This window comes from Marinobacterium sedimentorum (genome assembly GCF_024267675.1).
Lineage (GTDB): Bacteria > Pseudomonadota > Gammaproteobacteria > Pseudomonadales > Balneatricaceae > Marinobacterium_A > Marinobacterium_A sedimentorum.
Window position 1 is genome coordinate 49,118 of record NZ_JALDYX010000008.1, and the last position, 15,730, is coordinate 64,847.

At 56.1% G+C, this 15,730-nt stretch carries 11 protein-coding genes; 2 read left to right on the forward strand and 9 right to left on the reverse strand.

The window, feature by feature from the left end:
- The first annotated feature begins 29 nt into the window (after positions 1–29).
- Entirely contained in the window at positions 30–1,811 is a 1,782-nt protein-coding gene (locus MRS74_RS09375) for a terminase ATPase subunit family protein (protein WP_254580021.1), read from the forward strand.
- The gene (locus MRS74_RS09380) at positions 1,811–2,845 is read left to right on the forward strand and encodes a phage portal protein (protein ID WP_254580022.1); all 1,035 of its coding nucleotides are present in this window, start codon (positions 1,811–1,813) and stop codon (positions 2,843–2,845) included. Before MRS74_RS09375 ends, MRS74_RS09380 begins: the two co-directional genes overlap by 1 nt.
- A 118-nt stretch (positions 2,846–2,963) precedes the next feature.
- On the opposite strand, the gene MRS74_RS09385 is transcribed toward MRS74_RS09380, so the two are convergent.
- The 9 genes from MRS74_RS09385 to MRS74_RS09425 form a co-directional block, all read right to left on the reverse strand.
- The gene (locus MRS74_RS09385; protein WP_254580023.1) at positions 2,964–3,503 is read right to left on the reverse strand and encodes a DUF6988 family protein; all 540 of its coding nucleotides are present in this window, start codon (positions 3,501–3,503) and stop codon (positions 2,964–2,966) included.
- Between the two features lie 846 nt (positions 3,504–4,349).
- Positions 4,350–4,931 (reverse strand): hypothetical protein, encoded by a 582-nt coding sequence (locus MRS74_RS09390; protein WP_254580024.1) that lies wholly within the window; start codon positions 4,929–4,931, stop codon positions 4,350–4,352.
- Between the two features lie 108 nt (positions 4,932–5,039).
- A complete protein-coding gene (locus tag MRS74_RS09395; RefSeq protein ID WP_254580025.1) occupies positions 5,040–5,906 on the reverse strand; it encodes a trypsin-like peptidase domain-containing protein in 867 nt (288 codons plus the stop codon).
- Between the two features lie 1,296 nt (positions 5,907–7,202).
- Positions 7,203–7,502: a hypothetical protein gene (locus MRS74_RS09400; RefSeq protein WP_254580026.1), complete on the reverse strand. Its 300-nt coding sequence runs from the start codon at positions 7,500–7,502 to the stop codon at positions 7,203–7,205.
- 313 nt (positions 7,503–7,815) lie between these two features.
- A complete protein-coding gene (locus MRS74_RS09405; protein WP_254580027.1) occupies positions 7,816–8,394 on the reverse strand; it encodes a PA14 domain-containing protein in 579 nt (192 codons plus the stop codon).
- 151 nt (positions 8,395–8,545) lie between these two features.
- On the reverse strand, positions 8,546–11,674 hold the full coding sequence (locus MRS74_RS09410) for an EAL domain-containing protein (protein ID WP_254580028.1): 3,129 nt from the start codon (positions 11,672–11,674) through the stop codon (positions 8,546–8,548).
- Positions 11,675–11,706: 32 nt separating this feature from the next.
- Positions 11,707–12,819 carry a substrate-binding domain-containing protein gene (locus MRS74_RS09415; RefSeq protein WP_254580029.1) on the reverse strand — a complete coding sequence of 371 codons (1,113 nt, stop codon included), beginning with the start codon at positions 12,817–12,819 and terminating at the stop codon, positions 11,707–11,709.
- Positions 12,820–13,164: 345 nt separating this feature from the next.
- The gene (locus MRS74_RS09420) at positions 13,165–13,989 is read right to left on the reverse strand and encodes a class I SAM-dependent methyltransferase (RefSeq protein ID WP_254580030.1); all 825 of its coding nucleotides are present in this window, start codon (positions 13,987–13,989) and stop codon (positions 13,165–13,167) included.
- 32 nt (positions 13,990–14,021) lie between these two features.
- Entirely contained in the window at positions 14,022–15,713 is a 1,692-nt protein-coding gene (locus tag MRS74_RS09425) for an AMP-binding protein (RefSeq protein ID WP_254580031.1), read from the reverse strand.
- Positions 15,714–15,730 lie beyond the last annotated feature (17 nt).

Below are 15,730 nucleotides of genomic sequence, written 5' to 3' on the forward strand. Positions count from 1 at the left end.
AGGAGACCGCGGGCCGCTACTCTGGCGGCATGAACGCACACGTTGAAACGCCCGACCTGGATCCGCGCCGCACTGCCAAACATCTGTACTGGCAGGGGTTTCGTGTGGCCCGTATCGCCGAGATGCTCGGCGAGAAAGCCGCCACGGTGCACAGCTGGAAAGCGCGCGACGACTGGGATGCCGCCAAGCCGATCGAGCGGGTCGAGGGCACGCTAGAGGCTAGACTGATCCAGCTCATTTTGAAAGACCCAAAGGATGGGCGCGACTTCAAGGAAATAGACTTGCTTGGCCGCCAGGTCGAGCGTCTGGCCCGGGTGCGGCGCTATGAGGAGCCCGGTGGCCATGAAGGCGACCTGAATCCAAAGGTCGCCAACCGCAACGCGAATCCGAAGCGCAAGCCGGTCAAGAACGACTACACCGAGGAACAGGCCGAGCAGCTGCGGGCTGCCTTCTTCGACGAGCTGTTCGGCTACCAGAAACACTGGTACCGCGCCGGCGAGAAAAACCGGATCCGCAACATCCTCAAGAGCCGCCAGATCGGTGCAACCTACTATTTCGCCCGCGAGGCACTGCTGGATGCCGTGGAGACCGGCCGCAACCAGATATTCCTGTCGGCCTCCAAGGCCCAGGCCCATGTGTTCAAGCAGTACATCACCGCCTTTGCCAGGGGCGCCGCCGGCATTGAGCTCACCGGTGACCCCATCGTGCTGCCTAACGGCGCCACCCTGTATTTCCTCGGTACCAACGCCCGCACGGCGCAGTCGTATCACGGCAATCTGTATTTCGACGAATACTTCTGGACCTACAAGTTCCAGGAGCTGCGCAAGGTCGCCTCCGGCATGGCGATGCACAAGAAGTGGCGCCAGACCTATATCAGCACACCGTCGAGCCTGAGCCACGATGCCTACCCGTTCTGGGCGGGCCAGCTGTTCAACAAGGGCAGGGCGAAGAAGGAGCACATCGATCTCGATATCAGCCACGCCGCACTGAAGGACGGCCGCGCCTGCGAGGATGGTCAGTGGCGCCACATCGTCACCGTTGAGGATGCCCTGACCCAGGGCTGCGACCTGTTCGACCTCGACCAGCTGCGCCTGGAATACAGCGAGCCGGAGTATCGCAACCTGCTGATGTGCGAGTTCGTCGATGATAACGCCAGTCTGTTCGGCATGCTGCTGATGCAGCGCTGCATGGTCGATAGTTGGGAGGTATGGGACGATTTCAAACCGTTCGCGGCGCGCCCGGTGGCCAATCAGCCGGTGTGGATCGGTTATGACCCCAACGGTGAGTCTGAGACCGGTGATAACGCCGGCCTGGCCGTGATCCTGCCGCCGGCCAAGCCCGGCGGCAAATACCGCATCATCGAGCGGCACCAGTTTCGCGGCCTGGATTATGAAGACCAGGCCGAGCAGATCCGCCAGCTGACCAAGCGCTACAACGTCACCCACATCGGCATCGACACCACCGGTATTGGCTCCTCGGTCTACCAGTTGGTGCGCAAGTTTTACCCGGGCGTCACCCAGTACCAGTACAACCCCGAGATCAAGGGTCAGCTGGTGATGAAGGCCTACAACCTGATCAGCAAGGGTCGCGTCGAATTCGACGCCGGCTGGATCGATATGGCCCAGTCCTTTATGGCCATCCGCAAGACCACCACGGCCAGCGGCCGACACATCACCTTCGTTGCAGGGCGCAACGGCACCACCGGGCATGCGGATCTTGCCTGGGCGGTGATGCACGCCCTGGACAAAGCCCCCCTCGATATCGACGGCGCCACCACCGGTACCGGCAGCAGCATGATGGAGATTTACTGATGAGCGATACAGCAGTCACACAGGCGAACAAACAGGCCGGCGTCGAGGCGTTCACCTTTGGCGATCCGGTACCGGTGCTCGATAAGCGCGAGATCCTCGACTATATCGAGTGTTTCGCCATGAACAACAAATGGTACGAGACACCGATCTCGTTTGATGGCCTGGCCAAGTCGTTCCGCGCCGCGACTCATCAGAGCAGCCCGATCTATTTCAAGGCCAACATCCTGACCAGCTCGTTTATCCCGCACCGCCTGCTCAGCCGTCAGGCGTTTCGCCGCTGGGCGCTGGACTTCATCGTATTCGGCAACGGCTACCTGGAGCAGCGCAAGAACATCCTGGGCCGATCGATGGCGCTGGAGCCATCGCTGGCAAAATATACCCGCCGTGGCATCGATTTGGACACCTACTGGTTCGTGCGGGGCTGGGGCGAGGAGCACGAATTCAAGGCGGGCAGCGTGTTCCACCTGATGGAGCCGGACATCAACCAGGAAATATACGGCCTGCCAGAATACTTGGCTGCTCTGAACAGCGCCTGGCTCAATGAAAGCGCGACCCTGTTCCGGCGCAAGTACTACCAGAACGGATCCCACGCCGGTTTTATCCTGTACATGACCGACACCGCCCAGAACGAAGACGACATCGACAACCTGCGCCAGGCGTTGAAAGACAGCAAGGGCCCGGGCAACTTCCGTAACTTGTTTGTCTACGCGCCGAACGGCAAGAAGGAAGGCATCCAGGTGATCCCGGTCAGCGAGGTGGCCGCGAAGGACGATATCTTCAACATTAAGAACGTCACCCGCGACGACATGCTCGCCGCCCACCGTGTGCCACCGGTGCTGATGGGCATCATGCCCAGCAACACCGGTGGCTTCGGTGACGTGGAGAAAGCCACCAAGGTTTTCGCCCGCAACGAGCTGGTCCCGCTGCAATCCCGCTTCGAAGAACTCAACGACTGGCTCGGCGAGAAGGTAGTGAAGTTCGATCCCTACATCATTGAACAGATCGCCGAACAGCCCGGCGGCACGATCGCCTGACTTCCTCGCAGCTTTGTGTCGGTATGCGTCCTCCAGGATCTGCGCTTACTCTGCGTGACCCCGATGGTCGCATTGGGCACGGAGCGGACGTTGTACGATCAGTGCCTAACGCGGCTCGTTAGGAAATTTTCGGTTTGGTTTCAGGCAAGCAATCCGAAAATTCTCCTTGAATCTTTGGAATTTTTCCTCGTTGCGCCCCCCCACCATGCAGTATCACTAACAGCATCCCAACCATCACGGAAACTCCATTTGAGATCCGCAGCATCTGTTCCAGTAGTGGAATCGGATACCCCTTGCTGTGTCGATGAATTGCATGGATGCCGCCATGGATGAAAGAGCTAAGTGGCTTCCAAGAATACTCTTTAAATTCCAACAGCATATTTACAGCTTCTTCGGGAGCTTTACCCTGCATTTTTTCAAGCATTTCGCTGAGCATAGGAAGGTTGTTAGCTCTAGTGGCCGTTTCCCGAGTCAGCTCACTAGTTAACTTCGATACCGCAATGTCGGAAGCCGCGTAGCGAAGCCACATAGCCCTGACTAGAGCTTCATATTGAAGACGTACGAGTCCAGTGGCAGAGGTTAAGTTACCGGCTGAAATCAGCATCTTCGCACTCTCAGCATGCTCAAAAGCGATACTACACATGACTCTGCTAGCCATGATCCTCTCCGAGTCACTGAACGGAGCGAGTGCAAGAAACTTCAAGAGTTTGCTTTCGAGTTCAGCGGAACGCATCAGAAGGTTATTTGTCATTGGTATCCCTACTCATAATGCCGTTATAAATTTCCAAAAAAACCTCAGCTTATTGAGGTCAAGATCATAGGCTTATTAGCCATTAATCAGGACCATCCATCATCGTGAAGTTGTTGGGCACGCTGGCGCTTTCTTACGGGGATGAACTCATCACCACGAGCATTAAGGAAAGCTCCGAAAAATCTTATTTTCGAATGCCGCGGCGCAATACTGCCAAACCGTGAATTTGGTCCAGCAGAGACCTCCCATCGTCCATTTATTATTTCTTCTTGGCAGTTTTTCGGACAGCTCCACTCGCCATAGCATGCGTGACACAACTCCATAGAGCATTCCGCTAGCCACGCTTTTGCTGACACCGCTAGCAGAGCTTCCTGCGCAAATTCCGTCTTGTATCCAGGTGCATTTTTTATAGCCCACGATGACAGTGCGGGGAGCAACTCTTCAAAGAGTTGACGATTGCACTGCAAACCGTAGAACGGAGATACAAAGTAACTTCCTCGATATCCAGCTGGAGAATTAAAGAAATTATCAAATGTGTTTTTAGAAACGCAAACGCTGAAAACCGGCCTAGCATATGTCGAATCATCGTCGCATTGTTGGATGTGATAGCAGAGAATTGACATATCTTGATGTATCTGCTCAATCACGGATGAAAACGAATGGACAGAGAGAAGCCTTTCTTGCCTTGTTTCGCTTACCGCACTCGAATACCGCCAAAGGTCCGCCATTTTATATCCGTCCATGCTCGATTTGTTATGCTTCACCCTCGACACCTAGCGCTCGTCGGAATAGCGAAATAACCGATTGGCGTGGCTTCTGACCTATTTCAATTATGTCGATGTACTCGTTAGGAAAAGGGGGTGGATTTGTTTCATCCATATTTAAAATTTCATCAAAAAACGGTTTATAGACGTTCAGTACACCTTCAATAAACTGATCATCAAAATACAAAGCGTTTTTGTGGAGCATTGCGTTAATTTCAGTAAACGCCTCACAGAACTCTAAACCCCTGTTATTTGAGAATACCTTGCCTTCAGGAAAGGCTCTCGCGGTAAGTTCTTCCCTATTCGAATGCCCCCACCATGTGACAAGAAAATTCTGTAAACTAAACTCTGCATCTAGAGTTTTTGCATATATCGCTTCAATGACCTCAACACGCCGTTTATGTAGATAAGGCTCGTGTACGTTTAGCTTTGCTATTTGGCGCGCTAGTTCATGAGAGTTCTGCGTAGAAATTTTTTCCATTTGATGCTTTACCCAAGTCTTTGCGACATACGCTGCAATAGCAATGACTATAGTGGTAGATCCAATCTGGGTAAGAATATCCTCAATCACTTAATGTAGGTCTCCTTGACGGCATAATACCTGAGCTCAGAGGCATTTGAGGCGATGCCTCAAATGCCGCTGCAACGATTTTTTTGCGTCGCTGCACTTAAACAAAATCTAGAGGCCATCAAAAATAAGACTGTCCAAATCCCTGATTTTTTTCCCGTGCAAAGCAATAGCCAAGTTCAGTGAGCTTTTAATTACAGGAACGGCAGGGGAAAGCGATGAAGGAATTTCAATTTGTTTCATTTCCCCCTTTACATCATGTTCGATGACACCCCACACTACGCCAATAAATTGAATTTTTGTTCCGGGAGTTGAACCACCGGAGGACGTCCTGAATAAAGGTGCTTCGTAAGTAAACACAGGCGAACCACTAGAGCCGGGAAATGCGGAGACATCGATAAGAAAATTAGCTTGATTCTTATACAAAGCCAATGGATGAGTGGCGGATGTTCCAACACGGGCTATTGGCATGTTGTTGTGATCATCCCAAAGCCCCGTTGGATATCCAATTACGAGAACCTGTTCTATATCACGAACAAGTTCAATGTCCTCTTCTTTCGGAAGCCACGTTGAGTCAATGATCATGCATCGAAGTTGATGACCAGAGTTGAGTACCACACCCACGAACTTAGTAATGTCAATTGCGCAAAGGTCGATTTCTTCACTTGGGTGGCTAATAACGTTGCCGCTCAGCGGCAAGACTATTGGTGAATCAACTCGGCCTTTGGGCTGCCAAGATGATTCTTCTTCATTTAGAGACTTGGCGTAGGGGAGTACGAAATGAACAACCTCCGCTCCGCGTACAACGTGCTTATTCGTAACAATGAATATTTTTACTACATTGGTAGAGGGGTTTGTAACTTTGTAGAAAAAGCCGGTTCCAACTCCAGTCGGCGGTGCTGCCTGCTCGCCTGTCAGCAAGCGAACTGTTGATCGAACCAGTGCATTTTCTGGAGGTAACTGCTTTTGCGTCTTCATCTACTGCTCACCTTCTCTGCGATGCCCAACATTTTAATATTGCGTATGCGCGTTTATGCGCATACACGGGCAACGTGTAAAACGTCTAATCGACTGAATAGAATAGATATTTGAGATAACACAGCCATTCTCCTCCGTTGAAAACGAGCTTCCGTGTTTTTGTGCGAGGCGGTGCGCTGTATCCGTCAGCCTCAATCCGTAATGCCTTGATACTGGACCATTTCACGTCTCCATGCCAGTGGGAACTGAGCACGACGATGCGACAAACTGTGCCTACCAGCCCCCAAATGCCACTGCAGTCAACGGATTCCCGCCAGCCAGACACTCGTCCCCCGCCCCAGGCGGACAAACGCGCTCGTCCCTCCACGCCTGCGGTGTGTTTGGGAGGCCTGTTCTCTTGCACCGGCCGTCATGGCTCCAGGGCAGGCCGTGTGGCGCTGTTCTCCGGGTTTTGAGGTTGCAGTAGTCGTGCGGAATCATGCGGGCTAGAGGGCGTCTGAGTCGCTCACAGAAGGGGTCGGCCTTGGTTGGCTCAGGGATGTTTTCTCAGGATAGGCTCGGGAAAAGGTGATATCGGTTAGGTAGCTGGAAATGGCTATTTAAGTGACTGATTTTATTGGGAATAAATCTAACCTTCAAAAGGTGATATGAGGTGATGGAAAAGGTAATGAAATTTTAAGTGTTTGTATTTAAAGGGGTTTTGTTATTTATCAGGTAACCTTTTTAAAAGGTAATATCTAACCGATGTATCACCATTTTCTAACCTTTCGGGTACTTCCATTACTTCATTAAATTCAACAGCTTATGCGTATTCATAACAGGTTCTAACCAATATCACCTTTTTCCGACGCCAACCTGAAAAATTCTGCTCAGCAACCTGAAGGCGTATGCGCATGCGCTTTGGCCTACAGGAAAGATTCGAGCTCAGGCATTCTCTGCGGCGGCAACCACCCGCAATTCTCCTTGGTCTTGCCTAGGGTCCCGTGGTGAGAAGAGGGGGGGGAGTGATCAACGATTTCCCTTGGAGATATACAGTGGTTTTGGGACGTCTAAGTATTTGATTTTAATGATTGATTTCGGCGTATAACGGACAGGGGTTTTTAAGCTGTTACGCTTTTTAAATCAAAGGGATAGGGGTGGTAATGCAGGGTTTTGACATGGTGGGGGTCAGCGGTTCGAGTCCGCTTAGTCCTACCAAATTTAGTACCAAAAACAGCCACTTGCGACTTATAGTCCAGTGGCTGTTTTTGTTTCTGCACTGCTGTTTTTTCAATTCTTGCGTGATCTCGAACCTGCTTAGTTCCCCTTGTGCTGGTGTACTGCGGCGGCGCGATCTATCTGGGCGGCAAGCTCGAGCATGCGCTGGTGTTGCGCGGCTTTGTCGTTGCTGTTGTCCTGGGTGTCACTGTAAAACTCCCGCGCGCACTGGTTGATGCGCAGCGCCTTGTCGGCAGAGTAGGGGCAGAGCCCTTTAAGGTCTTTGGCCGTGTTTTGGATGTCTTCCAGTACCCGGTAGTTGGGCCTGGCGGTAGCGTTGGCGAGCAGCATGTTTCGCAACTGGCCCGCAGTGGTATGCAGGAAGGCTGAGGTACGCATGATGGCAATTCCTTTTGCTGTGCCCTGTGTCCGTACAGGGCGTTTATCATTTGCTTCATTACTATAGCAGCACCTTTGCTGTGCTGCTTTCTCGACAGGGCATCTCTAAAAACCTACTGCGCGACTCATATGCTGCGTTGCGCGGTGCTCGGAATCCTCATGTATACCCCATACACTGCGGTTCCTGCGCGCCGTGCGCCTTGCCTCTGAACCGCTCGTTACGGTTTTTCGAGGCGCCCGACAGTACCGTTTTCTCTATTGATTAATGCCTGCTAGTGGCTCCGAGTAACAGCAGCGCCGGTGGTGATGGTCATCAGGCGCCCTTGTGTGCCAGGGCTGCGGCTGGAACCTTGGGCATGGTGCCTTCTGTTCCCGGTGGCTGCCAGAAGAACCGCAGCGTGGAGGTGTTTTTACGCTCGAAGTAGCGCACGGTGAGCGGGTACCAGCCGGGTTCGGTGACGTCCATGCTGCCGTATTCGGCGTAGCGGTCGGAGTGTACGTCCGGGTCTTCAAGGATCATCTGGCCGTCGATTTCCAGCCGGACACCATCGTTGGATTCAAACGTAAACAGGTAGGTGCCGACGGTCTCGAGGTGGATTAATCCGGTGATCCGCGCCATAACGCCATCGTTTAGATTGCTGGTCAGTACCGTCGCGTCGCCAACACTGGAATTCAGCAGTCGAAGGTCGGGGCCAGGTTCGCAGGGCTTGCTCGATTCGAGGCGCACCATTTCGTCGATGTGACGAATCATTCCGTCGATATAGCAGACTTGCAGTCCGGGCTGAAGGTTGTCGGCGGCAACGGGTGTCTGGGCCTGGCCGGCTGTGCTGAAGAGCAGGGCTGCGCTGCTCAGCAGGCACGCCAGGGGCCAGGTGGGGATCAGTTTGCGCATGGGCTCTCCCTTGGGTTTTCTGCCTGTGGCACAGCTGTGGGCCCGTTGCAGAATCGAACGGTGGCGAGGCAGTTCGGTTCATTCTGCCCCCATAGCAGGGCCAAGGCAATGGCCCTGCCATGGGGGCTGCAGGGGGCTTAAGGGTGGCGCTTTAGCGGGGCAGAAGAATTTCCGACAGGGCGTCGCTGTTGCTATGGGAGTTCCTGGCAAGCTCGATCAACTCGGCGCAGCTGCCGGGGCGTGCCAGCAGGAAACCCTGCAGCTCGTCACAGCCCAGCTTCTTCAGGACAGCCTGTTGCGCGGCGGTCTCGATACCTTCGGCCACGACCTTGAAACGCAGGCTGTGGGCCATGGTGATGATGGCCTCGATCAGGTTTTCGTCATCGGCGTTGCCAGGGATATCGATCACAAAGGAGCGGTCGATCTTGACGGTGTTGACCGGCAGCTTCTTAAGGTACGCCAGGGAGGAGTAGCCGGTGCCGAAGTCGTCGATGGACAGCGATATGCCCATGTCGCGCAGTTCATAGAGGGTGCCGAGAATGCGGTTGATATCGTCAATCACGACGCTCTCGGTGATTTCCAGCTCCAGCAGTTCGGGCGCCAGGCCGCTGATTCGAAGCGCATCGCAGATGTCGGGAATCAGTTCCGGGTCGCGCAGCTGACGGGGCGACAGGTTCACCGATACGGGGATCGGGTACGGGCTCTTGCTATTCCATTCCACGGCTTCGGCGCAGGCCTGTTGCAGCGCCCAGGGACCGAGCTCCAGTATCATGCCCGACTCCTCGGCCAGGGTGATAAAGGTGAACGGGGATATCAGGCCCTGTTCGGGGTGCCGCCAGCGCAGCAGGGCTTCGGCGCCGAGGATGCGTTGGCCGTCTATATCAAAGCGTGGTTGATACTGCAGAAAGAGTTCACCGTTGGACTGGGCGCGTCTGAGGCCGTCGTTCAGTTGCTGGTGCTGCTGAGCCTGCTGATTCACGCCGCTGTCGAAAAAGAGGATGGCGTTGCGGCCCTGCTGCTTGACGTGATGTGCCGTGGTATCGGCCTTGGCCAGCAGGGAATGGGCGTCACTGGCGTCATCAGGGAACAGCGAAATGCCGATGCTGCAGGTCACCAGGGTCTCCGAGTCGGCGAGAACAAATGGCCGCTGAAAGGCCTGCTGAATGGAACGCGCAACAGTATGGCTGCTGCTGGCATCGGGAATGTCGTCCAGAATAATGCTGAACTCGTCGCCGCCCAGGCGCGCCAGGGTTTCGCCCGACTCCAGGCATCCTTCGATGCGTCTGGCTGTTTCGCGCAGCAGCTGGTCACCCACAGTCGGGCCCAGGCTTTCGTTAATACTCTTGAAACCATCGATATCGACGAAGAGTACCGCCACTGTGTCCTGGTTTTTCGCGGCCTTGTGCAGTATCTGGTCCAGCCGCACACAGAACTGCTGCCGATTAGGCAGGCCGGTGAGGCTGTCGTAGCGCGAGGTCAGCTCAAGCTGCTGCTCGGTGCCGGGAGCCCGGCTGATATCGGAGAATAGGGCGACGTAGCGATCTTCGTCGTGGCTGTTTGTGGCATCGCCCTGCAGGCATGAGACAGACAGCCAGATGGGCATCAATGCGCCGTTGGCCTGTTGCAGCACGGCTTCGCTTTGCAGCTGGCCTAGGTGCTCAAGCTGCTCAAACTGTTGCGGTTGTTGCACGAGCGGGCTGAAAGGCTGACCGCAGACCTGCAGCAGGCTAAAGCCGCTAAGGTGCAGGTAGGCTGCATTGGCGGTGATGATATTGCCGCGTCGATCGAGCACCAGAATGGCTTCGTGGGTGCTGTTGAATACCTGGTCGGTGAGTTTCAGGTGATCGGCATCGAGCCTGTATTCGGTAACATCCAGAATGACGCCGCCAATGCCCTCGACTTGATCCTCGCTGTTCAGGATCGGGAACAGGGTGCCAAGAAATTCACGCCTGCCGCGATCCGCCGTCTCTATGCTGTATTCGATGCGTAGGTCGCAGCGCTTGCACAGAACCTGCTGGTCGGCCTGATTGAGCTGCTGCGCCAGGGCATCGGGGTGCAGGTCGGCATCGCGCAGGCCTATGATCTGATCTGCGCTCAGGCCAATGGCGCGGGCGCAGGCCGGGTTGATCATGCGATAGCGCAGATTGCTGTCCTTGAGAAAGATGAGACTGGATGTATGGGATAGAATGGATGTGACCCGATGTTCATTCTCTTGCAGGCGCTGCAGCATGCCTTGTACGGCATTGGCCAGCGGCTTCATTTCGGGTGAAGGGGCCCTGAATTCAGGTTTTTTCCCGGGCACCGCGTCGAGATAGTGGCTGAGCTGGCGTATCGGCCGCTGCGCCAGTCGGCAAAGCACCAGCACCAGTAATGCACCGATCACCAGGGCGCCGAGCAGGCCGTAGCCGATCTTGCCGGCAAAAGCCTGGCGCATAAGGATGCCGGCGTGATCAGGCAGCAGCAGGCGAACTTCGAAGCGGTTATCAGGCTCAATAAACAGGCTGTGTCGTTGCACAATGCTGTCATCGGGGATCGCTGCCTGGCTGGCGCGGGCATCCGTACCGGCATCGGCGCTTGTGCCGGTTTCGCCGGCCGCATAGCTGGCATCCAGTATCTGCAGCTGATCCGGTGTCTCGCTCAGGGCGCCAATACGTTTGTTGTCGGTATAAAGTGCGATAGCGCGGGCTTCGGAAATCGACTGTATCTGGTTGAGAATCCAGAAGTTGTCATTGAGAATGACAAAAGAATGCAGGTAACCGACAACTTCACCGAAGGGGGCGGCAATAATCGGCAAGCTTAGGCGCAGCAGCTGGTAGTCCTGCTGTTTTTGCCGGGTCGTCAGGGTGGCCCAGGTATCAGGTACAATGCGGCGCGATACAAGCTCTGCCAGCGGAAGGTAGACATTAAAGAGTGCAGCACCCGGTACCAGGGTGAGAGGGCCGTCTTTCAGCTGGACAGCAAAGGCCTGAATATGTTCGCCGCCGCGACTGTTAATGGTTTTTTGCAGCAGTGTCCTGATGCCGGCGAGGTTGGCGCTGCTGGCTTCCTGAATGAGTTGCGGGCTTTGGGCCAGGGTGGCGGACGAGCGTGCAATGCCCTGCAGATGGCTCTCGAACAGCTGGTCGATGAGCGCCGCATGACGACGATGGGACAATGCCTGCTCCTGCTCGAGTACCTGCATCGAACTCTGGTAGGCGGGTATCAGTATCAGCAGTGACAGTGTAAGTGTCGCAGCAATAACGATGGCAAGTACGGTGTTGGTAAAGCTCAGCTTACGCAAGTGCCGCCTCCCTGCTGAATTTGCTTTCAGTATCATTGCGCTGCACTGTAACGAAATGCCTTGTCTGTGAGAGTCTTCAGTTCACTTGCCGGTATATCCCGCGTAACCAGGACCATTTCGCCGGAAAAAACCTGTGGCACCCGATCGGAGTGCTGCTCCAGCTCTGCCTTTATGGCTTCTGCCATGGCGACGCCGTTGTCGTCGTTGATGCGCATGACGGTAAGATCCAGTTCGCCGCGCCGAAGCGCCTCAAGCTCCGCCTTGCCGCCGCCCCAGCCATTCACCGTAACCTGCTCCAGCTTGCCACGCATGCGCAGTGCTTCGATGGCACCCAGAGCGGTATCGGTGGTGCAGGCAAACAGCATGTTCAGGTCAGGGTGGCGATCCAGCTCCTGTAGCGTTGCATCCCGCGCCAGGTCGGGTTCATTGTTGGTGTAGTAGCTGCCGAGTTGGCGGGTTACCGGGTTTTCGTTGGCAATGCGAATAAAGGTGTCTCCGCGCAGGCGGCTGATGTAGCCGTGGGAGGAGTACAGCATGGCGTATTGCTTCGGGGTGCTGCTGTCGGCCAGCAAGGTCTGCGCCAGCAAGCGGGTGCCGGCCTGATGATCGAATCCGACATACAGGAACGGCGGGCGTGTAGACCAGCCGTGCAGTGGCGTGGTGACATTCTGCAGGATGAGCCTGGGTGTTTTCTGTGCCAGAATTTTTTCGATCAGCTGGCGATGGATCAGCGCACCAAGAGTGAAGACGAGATAGTCCGGCTTCCACTCCAGCGACCTTTGCAGCTGAGTCGCCAGAACCGAGGGATCGTCGTCGAGCCCGGAAAGGTGTGTCTGCAGCTCGTAGCGGATGTTCAGTTCCTTCAGGCGAGCCTCGAATGCCAGAATGCTGAGGCGCCAGTAATCTGATGTCTGAAGGGCCGGGTAAATAATGGCGATGCGCACGGGGCGACTCTGGGGTGCAGTCAGTGCAACGGCAGGGCCGCTGACGATGCCGGCAAAGGTTGCCATGCGTTCGACCTGCTCGGGGTGTTGCTGCAGGTAGTCATCCAGTGGAGTGTAGTCTTCAATGCTGAAGGCCAGCTGCGGTAATAGCAGCAACACAAGCAGTGCCAGACCGTATCCCTGGTTCGGGCCTGGTGACAAAAGACGGGTTATCCTGGCTAAAAACATGGCAATCTACCTATTCCATTAGAATGAGCCCATTGTCGTAGCACGGCTGACAGGGTTCACAACGTCCACTGTAGGTCAGGCCTCGCGCCTGACGCAAGCGCATGCCTGGCGGCGGGCGGCGGATACCTTTCCACCTGCTCCAGGCGCAATGGCACTTTCACGCCTGTCGCCAGCACAACAGACTGTTCCGAACATCATCTTAAACGAAGGCACCTTAATTATCCTGCGTTTGTTTGGATTACCGGTGCCGGATTGGCTGGACGCAAAGCTGTAACTGGCGGGAAAGGGCGCTGGAGACTGCTATTGAAAACGCAGCTCTTATGCAGGCTTGGCCAGGTATTGCATCACGCCTATAGCGCCATGGCGAAGGTTGTGCAGCAGGTTGGCAAACATGAGGGGGAAGTCCGGCCCCAGAATCAGTGCCGGTGTTAGTCTGAGAGTCTGGGCTTCGGTACGGCTGTCCTGTCGCTGGCGCCAGGCCAGGGTGGCGGCCGTCAGGTCGGTGGCCGTGCAAATCTGAAAGCCGCGGGCCTGCAGCAGTGCGCTCAGCGTGGCGTGGCTGTGCAGGTGGGATTGCTCCTGTCCGCGCGCCCAGGGAACCGGAAACTGCATCTGCGAGGGGGCAGGCCCCTGAACCAGTTCGTGCAGCACCAGGTGGCCGCCAGGTTTCAGCACACGCAGGCATTCATCCAGCGCCTGGTCTGGCTTGGGCATGTTCAGCAGGCTGTGTTGCAGCACTATGGCATCGAAATGATCGCTGGCAAAGGGCATGCATTGGGCGTCGCCCGAGACCTGTGTCAGACAGCAGGGTGGCTGATACAGCTGGCACAGTGCCAGGCTCAGCCGGTTGAGGTTGTGACACAGGTCCAGCCCGGTGACATCAGCCCCTGGCAGCTGTGCCAGCAGGCGCAGCAGGCCGCCGGCGCCCGAGCCTGCATCCAGAATACGCGGTGCTGGCTGTGGCGCCAGGCAGGCCGCCAATGTATCGCGCAGGTGCAAGGAGGCCTGCAGGCCACCGCTATGTAGCTGATCAATAGGCGCGAGCTGCCAGGCATCAGCGCCATCGGGGCAGGCACTGCGCAGCTGCGACAGCAGCGCCTGCTGCTGTTGCAGGTTATCGCCGTAGTGGCTGTCGATGGACATTGTCAGTCCTTTTTGGTCCTTGTCCGCCCGGCTCAGTCCTGACCCAGTCCCAGTTCATCGATTGAGATTTCGCGCATCTTGAACTTCTGAATCTTGCCGGTCACTGTCATCGGGAATTCATCGACAAACTTGAAGTAGCGCGGGATCTTGAAGTGCGTAATCTGGCCCTTGCAGAAGGCCCGCAGCTCATCGGCACTCACGCTGGTGGCACCGGGTTGCAGCTTGACCCAGGCGATCAGCTCTTCGCCAAACTTCTTGTCCGGCACGCCTGTGACCTGGACATCGGAAATGGACGGGTGAGTATAGAGAAACTCTTCCACTTCCTTGGGATAGACGTTCTCGCCGCCACGAATCACCATGTCCTTGATACGGCCCACGATCTGGATATAGCCCTCGTCATCCATGGTGGCAAGGTCCTCGGTGTGCATCCAGCCGTTGGCATCTATGGCGCTTTTAGTGGCTTCTTCATTATTCCAGTACTTCAGCATAACGCTGTAGCCGCGGGTGCAAAGCTCACCTATGGTGCCGCGCGGGACTATCTGGCCGGTCGCAGGATCAACGATCTTGGATTCCAGGTGCGGCTGGGTGCGGCCCACGGTGGTCACGCGCTTGTCGAAGGGGTCATTGGCGGCGGTCTGGGTGGATACCGGGCTGGTTTCGGTCATGCCGTAGGCGATCTGCACCTCCTCCATGTGCATTTTGGAATTCACCGCTTTCATCACTTCGGCCGGGCAGATGGAGCCCGCCATTATCCCGGTACGCAGCGAGCTGAGGTCGTAGCCTGCGAAGTCGGGGTGCTCCAGCTCGGCGATAAACATGGTAGGTACACCGTACAGGGCGGTGGCCCGTTCTTCGGCCACGGTATCGAGCACGGTCTTGGGGTCGAAGCCCTCGCCCGGATAGATCATGGTGGCGCCGTGGGTAATGCAGCCCAGGTTACCCATCACCATACCGAAACAGTGGTACAGCGGCACCGGAATAACCAGTCGGTCCTTGTCGGTAAAGCCCATGCTGCGGGCAACGGAGAAACCGTTGTTCAGAATGTTGTGGTGCGACAGGGTGGCGCCCTTGGGAAAGCCGGTGGTGCCCGAGGTGTACTGGATATTGATTGCATCATCGAACTGCAGTTCGGACTGGGCCTGGGCCAGGGTGGCCTCGTCGATGCCATCGGCGTTCGCGATCAGCTCGCCCCAGCTCCACATGCCGGCATGTGACTGCTCGGCCAGGTTGACCACCATCTCCAGCTGCGGTACACGGGCGGCCTGCAGCTTGCCGGCGGCGCAGTCTTTCAGTTCGGGCGCCAGCTCATACAGCATCTGGGTGTAGTCCGAGCTTTTGAAGTTTTCGGCAATTACCAGCAGGCGGGGGCTGGAGTGATTCAGCGCGTAGTCCAGCTCATGCAGTCGGTAGGCCGGGTTGATGTTCACCAGGATGGCGCCGATCTTGGCCGTGGCAAACTGCAGCGTGGTCCACTGGGCATTGTTGGGAGACCAGATCGCGACGCGATCACCCTTGCTGAGGCCAATGGCCAGCAGGGCGCGGGCGCAGCGGTTGACCTGCTGCTGCAGCTCGCGATAGCTCCAGCGTATGGCCTGATGGCGCACGATCAGTGCGTCGTTGTCCGGGAAGGTGGCGACAGTCTGGTCGAATTTGTCACCGATGGTCATGCCGATCAGGGGCTGATCGGAGGTGCCGCTGCTGTAGCTGGGGAGCGCGTTGCTCATGGGGTGTGAACCTCTTG

Coding starts and splice junctions, on each gene's coding strand:
- MRS74_RS09375 (WP_254580021.1), top strand. CDS start 30: ATGAACGCACACGTTGAAACGCCCGACCTGGATCCGCGCCGCACTGCC.
- MRS74_RS09380 (WP_254580022.1), top strand. CDS start 1,811: ATGAGCGATACAGCAGTCACACAGGCGAACAAACAGGCCGGCGTCGAG.
- MRS74_RS09385 (WP_254580023.1), bottom strand. CDS start 3,503: ATGGCTAGCAGAGTCATGTGTAGTATCGCTTTTGAGCATGCTGAGAGT.
- MRS74_RS09395 (WP_254580025.1), bottom strand. CDS start 5,906: ATGAAGACGCAAAAGCAGTTACCTCCAGAAAATGCACTGGTTCGATCA.
- MRS74_RS09400 (WP_254580026.1), bottom strand. CDS start 7,502: ATGCGTACCTCAGCCTTCCTGCATACCACTGCGGGCCAGTTGCGAAAC.
- MRS74_RS09405 (WP_254580027.1), bottom strand. CDS start 8,394: ATGCGCAAACTGATCCCCACCTGGCCCCTGGCGTGCCTGCTGAGCAGC.
- MRS74_RS09420 (WP_254580030.1), bottom strand. CDS start 13,989: ATGTCCATCGACAGCCACTACGGCGATAACCTGCAACAGCAGCAGGCG.
- MRS74_RS09425 (WP_254580031.1), bottom strand. CDS start 15,713: ATGAGCAACGCGCTCCCCAGCTACAGCAGCGGCACCTCCGATCAGCCC.